The 13,310-nt window shown below is 51.1% G+C and carries 11 protein-coding genes and 1 pseudogene; 3 read left to right on the forward strand and 9 right to left on the reverse strand.

Annotated features, from left to right (window positions below):
- The first annotated feature begins 46 nt into the window (after window positions 1-46).
- The 3 genes and pseudogenes from ACL2XN_RS04180 to ACL2XN_RS04190 form a co-directional block, all read left to right on the forward strand.
- Window positions 47-1,216, forward strand: coding sequence for an MFS transporter (locus tag ACL2XN_RS04180; protein ID WP_413731064.1), 1,170 nt, complete (start codon window positions 47-49; stop codon window positions 1,214-1,216).
- 640 nt (window positions 1,217-1,856) lie between these two features.
- Window positions 1,857-2,642 carry a class I SAM-dependent methyltransferase gene (locus ACL2XN_RS04185; RefSeq protein ID WP_413728227.1) on the forward strand — a complete coding sequence of 262 codons (786 nt, stop codon included), beginning with the start codon at window positions 1,857-1,859 and terminating at the stop codon, window positions 2,640-2,642.
- Between the two features lie 223 nt (window positions 2,643-2,865).
- Window positions 2,866-3,072, forward strand: a pseudogene (locus ACL2XN_RS04190) (integrase core domain-containing protein); the annotation flags it as partial.
- Between the two features lie 12 nt (window positions 3,073-3,084).
- Here ACL2XN_RS04190 and ACL2XN_RS04195 read toward each other — a convergent pair.
- The 9 genes from ACL2XN_RS04195 to tdh form a co-directional block, all read right to left on the reverse strand.
- Window positions 3,085-3,354, reverse strand: a complete 270-nt coding sequence (locus tag ACL2XN_RS04195) for an HPr family phosphocarrier protein (RefSeq protein ID WP_410014822.1) — start codon at window positions 3,352-3,354, stop codon at window positions 3,085-3,087.
- 27 nt (window positions 3,355-3,381) lie between these two features.
- Complete coding sequence (locus tag ACL2XN_RS04200) at window positions 3,382-4,242, reverse strand: class II aldolase (RefSeq protein ID WP_410014823.1); 861 nt, start codon at window positions 4,240-4,242, stop codon at window positions 3,382-3,384.
- Window positions 4,243-4,386: 144 nt separating this feature from the next.
- The gene (locus tag ACL2XN_RS04205) at window positions 4,387-5,868 is read right to left on the reverse strand and encodes an FGGY-family carbohydrate kinase (RefSeq protein ID WP_413730360.1); all 1,482 of its coding nucleotides are present in this window, start codon (window positions 5,866-5,868) and stop codon (window positions 4,387-4,389) included.
- The gene (locus tag ACL2XN_RS04210) at window positions 5,861-7,219 is read right to left on the reverse strand and encodes a PTS galactitol transporter subunit IIC (protein ID WP_413722957.1); all 1,359 of its coding nucleotides are present in this window, start codon (window positions 7,217-7,219) and stop codon (window positions 5,861-5,863) included. Before ACL2XN_RS04210 ends, ACL2XN_RS04205 begins: the two co-directional genes overlap by 8 nt.
- A gap of 75 nt (window positions 7,220-7,294) precedes the next feature.
- Window positions 7,295-7,582 (reverse strand): PTS sugar transporter subunit IIB, encoded by a 288-nt coding sequence (locus ACL2XN_RS04215; RefSeq protein WP_410014826.1) that lies wholly within the window; start codon window positions 7,580-7,582, stop codon window positions 7,295-7,297.
- Window positions 7,579-8,052 (reverse strand): PTS sugar transporter subunit IIA, encoded by a 474-nt coding sequence (locus ACL2XN_RS04220; RefSeq protein WP_410014827.1) that lies wholly within the window; start codon window positions 8,050-8,052, stop codon window positions 7,579-7,581. Before ACL2XN_RS04220 ends, ACL2XN_RS04215 begins: the two co-directional genes overlap by 4 nt.
- A gap of 71 nt (window positions 8,053-8,123) precedes the next feature.
- On the reverse strand, window positions 8,124-8,870 hold the full coding sequence (locus ACL2XN_RS04225; protein WP_410014828.1) for a GntR family transcriptional regulator: 747 nt from the start codon (window positions 8,868-8,870) through the stop codon (window positions 8,124-8,126).
- A 395-nt stretch (window positions 8,871-9,265) separates the two neighbouring features.
- On the reverse strand, window positions 9,266-11,683 hold the full coding sequence (locus ACL2XN_RS04230; RefSeq protein WP_413730361.1) for a GNAT family N-acetyltransferase: 2,418 nt from the start codon (window positions 11,681-11,683) through the stop codon (window positions 9,266-9,268).
- A gap of 70 nt (window positions 11,684-11,753) precedes the next feature.
- On the reverse strand, window positions 11,754-12,782 hold the full coding sequence (gene tdh / locus ACL2XN_RS04235; protein ID WP_410014830.1) for an L-threonine 3-dehydrogenase: 1,029 nt from the start codon (window positions 12,780-12,782) through the stop codon (window positions 11,754-11,756).
- Window positions 12,783-13,310 lie beyond the last annotated feature (528 nt).

Raw genomic sequence — 13,310 nt, forward strand, 5'->3', positions numbered from 1 at the left:
CAACACAGGCAGTGCGGCCGGCGTAGCGCCTGCGGCACCCGCGTGGATGGCCGTGTTTTCATTGGCGATGGGTGTGTTCGGGTTGCTGACGGCGGAGTATCTACCCGCCAGCCTGTTGACGCCAATGGCAGCCGATCTCGGCGTGTCGGAGGCGCTTGCCGGCCAAGCGGTGACGGTAACCGCCGTCATCGCCCTGTTTGCCGGGCTGCTGGTGCCCGGTCTGACGCGTAGGTTTGACCGGCGCGTCGTCTTGTTGGCTTTTACCGTGCTGATGATCGCCTCCAACTTGCTTGTGGCGTTGTCCTCCAGCCTGACAGTGTTACTGGTGATGCGTATTTTGCTGGGCATCGCGTTGGGCGGTTTTTGGAGCATGGCGGCAGCCGTGGCTATGCGGCTGGTGCCTGCGAAATCAGTGCCGCGGGCGCTATCCATCATCTTCAGCGGCATTGCGATCGGGACGGTGGTTTCTGTGCCGTTGGGAAGCTACCTGGGGGGACTCTATGGCTGGCGCAGTGCATTTGTGGCGGCGGCGGGTGTTGGCGGGTTAACACTTGTCTTCCAATTGTTCACGCTGCCCCGCATGACTGCGCGCAAGATGGCGCGCACCGCATCGGTTCTGGAATTGCTCCGCCGCCCAGGCATTGGGATCGGGATGATGGGCTGCGTGCTGGCTCATACGGGCCAGTATGCCTTGTTCACCTATATCCGCCCCGCGCTGGAAAGCGTGGCCCCTATTGATGCTGACGGTTTGTCTCTGATGCTTCTGGGGTTTGGTGTCGCTAACTTCGTCGGCACGCTGCTGGCCGGCTGGCTGATGGAACGTAGCCTGCGCGCTACGTTGGTATTGATGCCTGTGCTGGTGGGCGTGGCGGCGTTCGGCATGATCTGGCTCCCCGTCCACGAAACAGGCCTGATGCTGTTGGTGGCTTTGTGGGGGCTGGCCTTCGGCGGCGTGCCGGTGGCATGGTCTAACTGGGTGGCGCGTGCCGTTCCCGATCAAGCGGAGACCGCGGGCGGCATGGTCGTCGCGGCGGTGCAATCGTCAATAGCCGCCGGCGCCGCAGTGGGCGGCATAGTGTTCGGTTTTAGCGGCGTCACCGGCGTCTTTATCGCCGCAGGCGCTGTGATGCTGCTCGCTGCGCTCGTGATTGCCCTGGGTGTTCGGGTGGCGTTGCCACAGCACGGTGCGACAGCCGGCCAAGTACCGCACGTTTGACCAACATAGTCCCATGGGCGGGTCAATGATGGTATCCCGGCGCTGATCGTCACCGGTTGCGGAACATATTTAACACCCACCACCGGGTGCTGGTAAACCGACGGCGCAAAAAGGCCCCGTGCTATCGCTATCGCTAGCGCGACCGGGGCCGATTCAACTTTAACTATAATCCTGGCAAATGTCACAGCCCCGGGGTCGTGGCGGGAGATGGGGTCGACCCGGTGCCTGAATTGGACGCACAGCCTGACAACCCGCCAGTTATCAACGGGACATGAAGCGGCTTCACTCACCTTTGATAGCACAGGTGTCATGGAAATTGCTTTTTTTGACACAGGCCCATCAAAAATGGCAATTGATTTGCTTCCCTTCTCAGTTAATATGAATGTTATCTATGCGTTATCTGTCTTCTATATATAAAGATGTAAATCAGGCCGGCTTGATACCTTGATCAAAATGTTTATCAAAAAAATTTATGTTATTCATGAACATTATCATTGTCTCCACTGGTATTAAGTTTATAACATGTCGCTCTTCGGGTGAACCAGAAAAATGAATTCTGTTAAATCATATTATCTTGTCAATTAGAGATGCCTACTGTTTAAAAAAATGTAACACCCTTCTAGGGCTTTACGGAGGACAAATGAGTGATTCCAATTCTCAAGACAACAATATAGGCCAAGAGTCCGCGACCACTTTTGACCCCGCAACTTTTGATGAATATGCTGAACTTTATGATTCTTTTTCTCTTCAACCCTATCGGACACAATTGGAAACACCCACCATAAAGTTTCATTTAGGAAAATTAAGCGGCAAGCGAATTATGGATTTCGGCTGTGGTCCGGGGTTTTATGCGCGGTGGCTGATAGATAATGGCGCTAAAGAGGTATTTGGCTATGATATATCGAAAGGTATGCTTGATCATGCCATTTATCAAGAAAAAAAGGATGCCAAGGGTATCACATTTCTTTCCCATCTTGATGAATCATTAAATAACACTTTTGATATTGTACTATCGATCTATGTCATACCTTATATCAACAGCCTGGAAGATTTATCAACTTTGTTCATGTCTTTTGCATCCCTGCTTAAGCCCGGCGGAAAACTAATAACTCTGCCACTTCACCCTGATTTCAATACGGATCCGTTGTATTACCTCCCATTCGGCTTCAGTTTGACTGAAACAGAAGCCAGGGCTGATGGAAGCAAAGTTGGGTTGCACCTTCATAAACCGCCTTATGATATCGACCTGCAAACTTACTATTGGTCAGCTCATACTCTTGAAAGTACCTTGGCCGCGGCTGGATTTAACAATATACTATGGCGTCCGCTAATATGGGCGGAAAATACCTCCGCCGAGGATACGGCTTTTTTGCAACCTTATCAGCAGCAACCCCATGCAGCGATAATAGAATGCACGCGTGGGTAGAGAGATATAGGGGATGACAGGAAATGAAGCTATGTAATATCAAATCCAGCAAAGTGATGCGCCGCCATGGAACAGCTAACTGACCGACGATGATTTTTATAACTGCCATGGCTGGTTGAGCAGTCTTGACCATGCCATGGGAGCGGCGGAAATTCTGGCGCTTCATGATTAAGAAACTTTACTGCCCGCCCGCCCATTCTGGGCAGGCGAACATCAGCGCGGTGATAATGCGACGGTCGAGTCGTTCAACGGCAGACTCCGGCTGGGGTGCCTGAATGAGAAATGGTTCATGTCCTTGGCCGATGCGCGGTGCAAGATTGAAGCCTGGCGCGTACACTATAATCAATACCATCCCCATTCTGCCCTGGGCGGGATGACCCCGCCCGAGTTTGTTGAAGATGCGGCAGTAGTGGTAATCACATCAAGTTGAAGATTAAAATGACTAATCTTTTTCACCGAAGCCACGGGCAAATTCCGTTTTAAGTTCCTCCAAAAACTCATGCTCATCCTGACCGTCGCACAGCAAATCAATCGTGGTATTTCCTTTCACGCCGGCGCCTAATATACTCATCATTCCTTTAATTGGGATTTCCTTCCCGTTGTTTATCAGGGTAAGTGATGAATGATATTTTTTTACTATCTTGGCTAAACAAGCCGCCGGGCGGGCATGTAATCCCGTACTGTTTATTACTTTGACGCTTTGCCTGATCATACTATCCTCAGATGGTTTCGGTGAACCTTAAGATGCTTTACGAATATAGCGGTGACCTTTATTCATCATCAGGATTTTGGCGTAGACATCCTCTTCAACCGCATATTTTGCGCGCGCCATTACGCGGGCCAGGTTAGCCTCATTGTTATTATCAACATAGGCTTTGCCCACGGATGTAATAAACGCTTTTCGCAGGTCGCTGGCGATATTCACTTTGACAACATTGTAATTGACGAAGCTGCGCAGGATATCCTCATGAATACCTGAACCGCCATGAATAACCAGCGGCACCGGGGACACCGCGGCAATACGCTGGAGCAACGGAATATCGATACGCGGAATATCGTCCAAACCATGGACATTGCCCACCGAGACCGCGAGCAGGTCGCAGCCGGTTTGCTCGACGAACGCCTTTACTTTTTCCGGTTCGGTTTTACAGTCGGCTTCGCTGACATGATCGTCTTCTTTACCCAGAATGGCGCCGAGTTCCGCTTCAACAGGCACACCGAATAATTTGCAGAAATCAACCGCTTCACGCGTAAACGCAATATTTTCATCAAATGAAAACGCCGCGCCATCAATCATCACCGAGGTGAACCCAGCGCGCACCGCCTGTTTCACATCATCCAGCGATTTACCATGATCGAGATGCAAACTTACCGGGACATCCATTTTATCGGCATGCCGCTTAACAATTTCATAAATATAATCATAACCTGACAATTGGGCATTGGTCGGCGCGATCTGAATAAAATTAGGTAATCCCGATCGTTCAATGGCATTCAGAATAGAAATTGTGGTTTCCAGGTTCGTGGTATTAAAAGCACCCGCCAGCACTTTCTTTTCGCGAATTCGGTCGAGCAGGATCTTTCCATTAACTAATGGCATAGTATTTTCCTCATTTAGTGTTGCTAACATAGAGATAAATTTTAATTTACTAACCCAATTCCTCTCCTGGCTCATAAAATAATGCACTATTCAAGGCATTATTTTATTCAAGTTATTTGCTTAGGTACTTCGCGCCACCTAGGCTTATTCAGCAATAACACCTTCCTGTTGAAGCTTGTAGCGATAAAACTCCTGCCAGCGTAATTGATAACCTTGCAGCGCCCGGTATCGCCGCATATTGGGAAGATAGCGCGCGGCGACGGTCACCTCCGGCGGCGCCAGCGTCGGACAGGCGGTGAGCAGCGCCCCTACCGAGACGGCTTCATCAAATGCAATGGCGTCCACCGGGCGCTGCAAAATATCAGCTTTTAATTGCAACCAGAGCGGATTGCCTGTGGCCGGTCCAATCACCTTCAGCGTTTGCCCCGCAGGGACACCAAAGCAGGCAAAGCAGTTGGCGAATTCCATCGCCAGCCCCAGCGAAATACCAGCGACCAGCGTATCGATGGACAGACTGTCGCCCAGGCCATACAGCAGTCCCCGGGTATGACGGTTCTTATGCGGGGACCCCGAGCCGCGCAAATGGGGGATAAATACCGGCACATCCTCTAGTGTCCACATCTCGTCCAGATAATGCCGGTAGCCGCGCTCCAGGGCAGCTTCGATTTCGCCGAAGGTAAAACGAAAGGTGTTGCTCAGCCATTCCAGGGCAAAACCGCCGACCGGCAAAGAGGCGAACAGGGTATAAAGATCCGGCAACGAATAACGGCCATTGGCCAGTTTGTCCCGGCTTGCCTGTACGCTCAAGGCGGGGCGGGAGTTGAGCAGCAAAATGCCCTCTGTCGTCCCCGTTGAGTTCAATATTTCCCCCGTCTTCATTTGCAGGGCCCGGGCGCCCACCATGTGGTCGTGTCCGGCTAGCGTGACGCTGACGTGTTCGCAGAAACCCAGATCGCGGCCCAGTTCGGGAGCGACCCAGCCCGCAACTTCCCCCGGCGTCAGCAGCGGCGCAAAGGCGGCAAACGGCAGTTGCATAATATCGGCTGCTTCCCGCGACCAGGCGCCGTGGCTGACATCGAGGCAAAGTGTGCGGCTGGCGAGCGTGATCTCGGTGCGTCGTTGTCCGGTTAGCCGCCACAGCAGTAACTCGGGGGCATGCAGCCAGCAGATGTCTTCCCGTCCGTGTAAATGATAGCGATCCAGCAACCAGCGCATTTTGAAAGCGGAGTAGTTACTGTGCGGAGGTAACCCGGTGATGGCATACAGCCTTGCGCTTTCCACCTCGCTCAGCGCCGCCAGATATTCTTCGCCGCGGCGATCATACCAAGCCAGCATCGGCGTCAGTATTTCTCCCTTATCATCAATGAACACACCGGATTCGCCAAAGCTGGCAATGCTGATGCGTCCCACCGGCAGCGATGATTCCGCCGCCAGGCCGGACATTGCCGCCTTAATCTCCAGCCACAGCTGGTCGACGTCAAAATCAACCGCGCCCTGCGTCGATATCAGTTTGGGAGTAACAAATTTTCTGGCCCCCAGCCGCGTGGCATCCTGGCAGGAAAAACAGGTGACTTTACAATTGGTGGTACCGATATCAATGACGATAGCCGCGCTGGAATCAGGCATATACGGTTCTCCGCGTCATTCGGAACACCCCATATAGCACCAGGCCGATTACCGGCACCAAACCGATAGCGATAATGTTGCCGTTAAAGATTTCAAGCAGCCAGAAGCGGAATGGGTTGCCGCCATCCAAGAAACTGGAAACCTGCCCGCTAGAGCCATCAGCAAATTTAAAGTTGACATCTTTCGCCATAGTGGTGATAAACGGCGCGATTTTGGTGGCAATCCACAGGTCCGCGGCAATGACCGGAATCGCCCCCAGCAGGGTGCGGAAAATGTTGCCGCGGCAGGCCAGCGCAATCATTGACGCCATCACCGCCAGATTCGCCAAATCCCCGAGCGGCAGCACTTTATTTCCCGGCAGAACAAAAGCGATGAAAACCGAAATGGGCGTCAGCAACAGCGCCGTTGAGATAATTGCCGGGTTACCTACCGCCACCGCGATATCCAGCCCGATGTATAAATCATCGCGCCCCGGATATTTGGCGTTGAGGTATTTTTTGATGGCCTCTGACAGCGGCAACAGGCCTTCCATCAGGATGCGGACCATACGCGGCAGAATAAACATTACCCCGCCGATACTGATACCCAATAACAGGATATGTTTGAAATCATAACCGGCGATAACGCCCAGCAGCACGCCAAGGATGGTGCCCACCATCATCGGTTCACCGAAAATGCCGAGCTTCTTCTGCACAGTTTCCGGATCGATATGAATACGGTTAAGCCCCGGGATTTTTTCGATGATTTTGTCCACCAACAGCCCTATTGGGAAGAACACCACCGCGGATAGCGTCGGTAATGAAATACCCTCCAGACCGAAATACTTCTGCACCATCGGCGCAGACCAGTCCGCCAGTTTGAGTACCACCACCGCGGCGATGCCGGCGGCCAGCAGACCAAACACGAAACTGCCCGTACTGTAATAAACCAGGGTACCGGCCAAGGCGAAGTGCCAGTAATTCCACATATCCACATCGACGGTACGCGTCTTGTTAAGCGCCAGCATCGCCACGTTAATCAGGATGGTCAGCGGGATCACGAAAGGCGCGATCGGCGATCCCCAGGTAATGGCGGACAGCGGCGGCCAGCCAAGATCCACTACCGGCAGGTTGATACCGGTACGTTCCACCATGGCCTGGGCCGCGGGTCCCACGTTGCTGGTCAAAATATCAAAAATGGCATAGATTCCCACGAAGCCGATACCGACAGTGAGGGATGAACGCAGCGCTTTGGCCGGTCTTACTTTAAAGAACAAAGCAAGAATAAATAATACCAGCGGCAATAATACCGTCGGGCCAAAACCCAGGATATATTGCACGACCGTATATAGGGTATGGGCTATTTCATTCATGGCAAACCCCTGTTGCAGACGTAACGGGACCTCGCGTTAGCGCCTTTATAAATTAATCGGAATAGTTTAAATTAATTATTTTTGGTCTTTCAGGATCGATGCTATTTTCTCCAGCACCTTATCCTCGCCTATGCCCGTAATTATAGGTAGGCCATTAACTACCGGAATATCCAGTTCATAAGGCACTTTGGTGGTGGATACCACTAAAGTCGCCCCGTCGGTATTGCTCGGCAGGGACGCGACATTAGTTTGTGAATAATTGACATCCAGTCCTTGTTCCTTACAATACTCCATTACCTTTTCGGCCACCGCGGTGGAGGTCGCGATGCCGGTGGCGCATACAAATAAAATAGTCTGGCTCATATTTCACCTCGTTCATTGAGTTTATCTAAAATAGCCTGGTGAATTTGTTCATTACTCATGGCGAATAATTTCTGCATAAACCCGTCATCCTGAATCAGATCCATTATCCAGCCCAGCACATTGAGTTGCTTGTTGCTTTCACTCAGCGCCAGTAAGAAAACCACGCGCACCGGCACCGGGTCTGGCTCACCGCCCATATCCGCGAACGCCACCGGCTCCGGCAGGATACCAATGGCGAAGGCGTTGCGGCGCACATAACGATGATCGGTATGCGGTATTGCTACGCCAACCGGATCTGTAGGCAGGCCGGTAGGGAATTTCTTTTCACGCGCCAGGACATGGTCGGCAAAATCCCCGACCACCTGTCCATCGGCAATCAGCGGTTGCGCCAGTCGGCGGATGAGCGCATCAACACTCATTCCCGCAGGGATGCGTTGAACGTACTCGGATTTGAATTCAATGCCCTGCATAAATTCCTCATTAATCACGTTACTCGACAATGGCTTGGATTGATGACGATTGGATAATTATCAAAACCGCCTCAACTCACCTCCCGGCGCTGCAGGATGGTGCCCAGGTAGTATTTATTACCTTTCAGCCAGACATTGCCGAACTCTACGGGCAAAGTCCGGGAGAAAAAAACCAGCTGTTCCAGGTGTAATACCGGCGCTTCTTCGCTGATATCCAGGAAATGACCACGCTCATTACCAATCAACCGGGCGGCGTAACGGCTTTCTGAGTAGCGGATTTTTTGCTGAGAAAGGCGCTCGATCGTTGGAAACAAATTTTCCTTGTTAAAATCCACTTCGGTAATGCCCGGACAAAGCTCAATATTAATACGGTTCTCAATCAGCATGGCCTTTTCATCGCCAATAGAACGCAGACGTTCAAGGTATAAAATGTCCTGCCCCGGTTTTATTTGCAGCTTCTCAGCAACAAAACGATTTGCTGATTCAATTCGTGAAGTTACCACACAGGTGCTGAAGCTGATTTTTTGACTTTCCAGCGATTCGGCAAACGACAATAATCCTTCACCCAGCGGGTAGGCGATGTTCTCCTTTTTGACAAAAGTGCCTTTTCCCTGGACCTGAACCAGCGTCCCGGCTTTCACCAACTGGGCGACCGCCTTCTTTACGGTGCCCCGGCTGACTTCCAGCATGTCCATAATCTGGAATTCAGAGGGAATACGGTCGTCCTCGACCAACTCTCCGGTGTAGATACTTTCTCTTATCCACTCCGCCACCTGCTGGTAAAGTGGGATCTGGGAATTTTTACTTAAAGCTTTCATGGCGCGCACCTGAACATCCTGAGTTGTCTATAGACAATTATGTACAACTTCACGACTATAATATGAAAAACGGCGAATGATGTGATGGAGAGGGGTCACATTTTCAGGGACCGGATCAGGATCGAAAAAAGGTGATATAAGTCACATTTATTCAGAAAGGCAGCTGTCAGAAAAATACTCGGATCAGCATCCCCAATAACGCATGAATGATAGTGTCGCGCGCATTGCGCTGAAATAAATACGGCCGGGGGAGGCCTGGGCGCCTCCCGCGTATTTGTTCATGGGCTCGGACAGCGGTGGCGACCGGGCGGCGCTGATGTACACGCCGATAGGGCGTTGCAGACCCCTTTTTATCAGCCACGCCATCGCGGCGAACCAAGGCGACGACATTCCATTTAGTTTTTCGCTCCTGGCAGATCGCCATGCTCCCCCAATTGTTGCACGTCAACAAATACGCCGTCAGGGTCGTATTCAAGCCTGAGCCTTTGCAATCGTTCCCAATTTTCAGCGGCGAAGCACCTGCTGGTCTCGGCCGCCCTTGTCTCAAGATCGTACTCGTTGATATAACTGCTACGGGCAATCTCCTGAAGCTCGTCATACATCTGTTTTAACCAATATCGATTGATATTGTCATCTTTTGCATCGTTCCATTGGGCGTATGTAGATACAAAAAACTTGCCCTGTGCCGAAAATGCGGCTTGCGGATAGGTGGTCACACCCCGCCAGAGAATCGCTGTAAGGGTACTCCGAGAAGGCGCGCCTGATAAATACCGGGATAGGATGGAAACCAATTCCTGCGTGTTATCTGTAAGGATATTGTCGGCATAAAACCTTTTTGATAACACCATGCCGTTGAACTGCTCGTAAATGGCCTCGAAGTTTGAGGGCTGGTCGATGGCCAAGGCTGTGAGCGGCAGTTCCAGGCTGGCTTCAAAAGATTCGCGTAGCGCCTGCGCTTCTTGCGGGCTAGCGGCGAACGCCAAGATATTTAACTGCACTGCCGGTATGCCACCCGTCGTCGTGGGGCTGACAGACAGCGTCACCTGAAGATTTGCAGGGGGAGATGCGACGTCAAGCCCCGCCAATAAATCGTGCAAATGCGTGAAAGGTAGCGTGTATAAGCTGTTGGTTATTGCCCGAGGCAACGAGTAGCAACTGAGGTAAAAGCGGGTCACGACAAAAAACGAACAGGGCCCGGCGCCACGAGCGGCCCAGAACAAGTCTGGCTCCTGGGTTTCGGAAACATGTCGTAGACGACCGTCCGCGGTGACAATGTCCAGGGCTTGTACGTTGAACACGCTCATTCCTCCCCATTGGCTGCAGTTGATCCCAAGCCCTCCACCCAACAGGAATCCGCTGATACCCACTTCTTTTACATGCCCTGTGGGAAAAGCCAAACCTTTAGCCGCCAGTGCATGACTCAATTGGCCGCTACTGACCCCAGGTTCAACGATGGCGCGCTTGCGCCGGCTATCGATATCAAGTCCCTTCAAGCCGGAAACATCCAACATCAGCGAATCAAAGCGAAGAAAACAACCGGCGTAGTTATGCCCATTTCCACGCACGCTCACTTCCATGCCTCGCTCCTTGGCAAATGCAATCGCGCGAATCACATCGGCCTCAGTCGCGGCGCGTACTATTCCGGCAGGTCTACGCGTTGGGCCTCGACCGTTCCAGGTGCTGGTGAGGTACCACTCATCAAAGGCGGGATGCGAAGCAAGACGAACCTCGCCATCCAGTTGCGATGCCAGCTTCAGTCGAGACACAGAAGTCTGCGTAGCGGCGGGTATCCCCAAGTCCTGGCTGACGATGGAATACAGCCGTTTCGGTTTCAATCCTAAGCGAGTCTTGATGCGGGCATTCAAGCGGCCGCCCTCGATAAGATTAATTCCGCTTTCGAATGCATAGCGGTACAAGGCAGCGAAGGCCAGGGTATAAGGGCTGAATTCGGATTGCTCGTAATCCATGCCGGCCGACCAGGCATGGAGAGTTCCGTCTTCCTCGAAGCAGATAATGCCGCTGACAATTTGCCCGTTCTGTTCAACGACGCTAAGGCGAACCAGATCGCCGCAAAGACGGCAAAAAACAGCCAATTGTGCTTCTGGCCAATAATGCGGCGTCCCCAGCCGTTTGGTTGTCAAATAACACAACCGGGCCAGTTTCTCAATTTCATTATCAAAGGGAGGAGCCAGTATTCGAACTCGCGCACCGCCGCGTTTAAAGATACGAAGCTGGCGTACCATTTCATGACGCCCGTCCTTTGGCAAAGCCTGCACAAAACTGTCAAAATCCGCAAAAGCATCCAGTTCGAGTGTATATTTATCCACCATGTAATTTATATTCAGCCCATAACGTTGAGCTTCACGCAGAAGCACGCCATCCTGCACATTGAGAAAACAGAAATAGCGCGCCTTCTCAGCCAGTGCGATACTCGTAAGAGCATCGAATATTAGGGCATACAGACTAGGGGCATCGCCCAGCATCGGGATTGTGGTGTCCGTACAATGCATGATATGACTGAACAGTCCGCGCTCTTCAGGTATTATCGAGAGCTTAGCGGAGGAAACCAATAACCCTAACGGATCAACAGACTTAAAGTCTTGCAGATAAATCGGGACCAGCGCAACCAGCCGCCTTTCCTCCCGCGCCAGCACATAGAAGATTTTACTGACATTTAACAAGGGTGACTGCTCAGCCGCGATAAGAAATCGCAGATCGTAAAACATGGGCGCCTTGCTTTGAAGAAAAAACGCGCGATACTCAGCCGGATCCAGGTCTTTAACGGTATTGATAATATCAAGGGTAATGGTCATCGCAACCTCCGTTGGCTTATCGGACTGGCAAATAATTTTTCTGACAAACAGAGCCGTAACGACTCTGTCCTTAAGTAGACCAATTCAAAATAACCTTGCCGGCTGTCCCTGCTTGCATCGCCTGGAAACCTGCGTGGAAGTCATCGACAGGCAAGCGGTGAGTGATGATATCCCTAACGTTCAAACCGCTTTGTAGCATGTTGAGGGTCTTGCGCCAGGTCTCGAACATTTCTCGCCCATAAACCCCTTTGATACGCAGGCTCTTGCAAACTACTGTATTCCAATCCAATGTCACTTTACGCGTAGGCAATCCCAGACAGGCTATCTGGCCACCGGAAGTCATGGCACCGATTAATGATTCCAGCGCTTCATTACTACCACTCATTTCAAAACCGATAGGGAATCCATCAGACAAACCGTAACGCTGAGCAACTTCTGTTAACGACGTGTTGTCCGGATCCAGGGTAATCGCGTCGACTATCCGGTTCGCAAGCGCTAGGCGCTCGGCATTGATATCGGCGATGAATATACGATGCGCGCCGACAAATCGCGCAACCGCGGCCGCCATTATCCCAATAGGCCCCGCACCCATGATCAATACATCGTTGCCCACCAAATCAAATGACAGAGCGACATGAACCGCATTACCAAGCGGGTCGAGAATAGCCCCCAGTTCATCGTCAATCTCATCGGGGAGAGCAATAACATTGAATGCAGGCAGCGCCAGATACTCCGCAAAGGCACCGGGGTGGTTTACTCCTACTGACAAGCTATGAGGATCCAGATGAAAATTTCCTGCCCTGGCTGCGGTGCAACCGAGATCGACAAGATGTCCCTCACCGCTGACGCGCTGGCCAATGCTTATTTGCGTGACATTACGGCCTACTTCTACAACTTCTCCGGCATATTCATGGCCTGTTACCAGAGGAACGGGTACCGTTTTTTGGGCCCATTCGTCCCAGTTCCATATATGCAGATCCGTTCCGCAAATACCGGTCTTGCGGATCTTGATCAGCACCTCATCATCGCGAACTTGTGGGATCGGTACGTCCTGTAACCAGAGCCCAGCGCGAGGATTTGCTTTAACTAACGCTCGCATATACTGTCTCCTACAGTCATTGTGATACAAGGGACATATTTTTTTGAAACTACCGCTGTCGAATATCGCAACATTATGTTGCTTTAAATAGGCTGGTGGATTTTGTGATGCAATGGATATGTTTTGTAGCAAATATATGTCATGTGGTTCTTGATCAGCATCGCCAATTCTAAAAACTAGAACGTCATTTTCTATTATCAACTTCTTCCTCTTGCCTTGCGCTGTAATGGGTCCTTTCCATTTATCTCAGTATATAATACTAATTATGTATATTTACAGGTGGTTTCTTCATGGTAGAGCTCAATAGGAAGATTGGTTTAATCCATTGAAATATATTGCTATATAAAATTAATTTAGCACTCAAGGCATGAAAATCCATATCTCCGACGGCGCGTTTGATAACTAAATAATTTTTTGACACCAATACGCTGCATTGTCAGGGATGAAATTAGCGATTTATAGATTTCTTTTTATGAAATCACCGAATTTCTTATATAAATCAGTTGAAAAATATTGTGTTAGGCGCAT

It is taken from the genome of Sodalis sp. RH22, from assembly GCF_047324165.1.
In the GTDB taxonomy this organism is placed as follows: domain Bacteria; phylum Pseudomonadota; class Gammaproteobacteria; order Enterobacterales; family Enterobacteriaceae; genus Acerihabitans.

What these genes read in the sequence shown, in the direction of transcription:
- ACL2XN_RS04225 (WP_410014828.1), bottom strand. Translation starts at nt 8,870, where the DNA reads ATGAAAGCTTTAAGTAAAAATTCCCAGATCCCACTTTACCAGCAGGTG.
- ACL2XN_RS04220 (WP_410014827.1), bottom strand. Translation starts at nt 8,052, where the DNA reads ATGCAGGGCATTGAATTCAAATCCGAGTACGTTCAACGCATCCCTGCG.
- ACL2XN_RS04210 (WP_413722957.1), bottom strand. Translation starts at nt 7,219, where the DNA reads ATGAATGAAATAGCCCATACCCTATATACGGTCGTGCAATATATCCTG.
- ACL2XN_RS04215 (WP_410014826.1), bottom strand. Translation starts at nt 7,582, where the DNA reads ATGAGCCAGACTATTTTATTTGTATGCGCCACCGGCATCGCGACCTCC.
- ACL2XN_RS04195 (WP_410014822.1), bottom strand. Translation starts at nt 3,354, where the DNA reads ATGATCAGGCAAAGCGTCAAAGTAATAAACAGTACGGGATTACATGCC.
- ACL2XN_RS04230 (WP_413730361.1), bottom strand. Translation starts at nt 11,683, where the DNA reads ATGACCATTACCCTTGATATTATCAATACCGTTAAAGACCTGGATCCG.
- ACL2XN_RS04180 (WP_413731064.1), top strand. Translation starts at nt 47, where the DNA reads ATGGCCGTGTTTTCATTGGCGATGGGTGTGTTCGGGTTGCTGACGGCG.
- tdh (WP_410014830.1), bottom strand. Translation starts at nt 12,782, where the DNA reads ATGCGAGCGTTAGTTAAAGCAAATCCTCGCGCTGGGCTCTGGTTACAG.
- ACL2XN_RS04185 (WP_413728227.1), top strand. Translation starts at nt 1,857, where the DNA reads ATGAGTGATTCCAATTCTCAAGACAACAATATAGGCCAAGAGTCCGCG.
- ACL2XN_RS04200 (WP_410014823.1), bottom strand. Translation starts at nt 4,242, where the DNA reads ATGCCATTAGTTAATGGAAAGATCCTGCTCGACCGAATTCGCGAAAAG.
- ACL2XN_RS04205 (WP_413730360.1), bottom strand. Translation starts at nt 5,868, where the DNA reads ATGCCTGATTCCAGCGCGGCTATCGTCATTGATATCGGTACCACCAAT.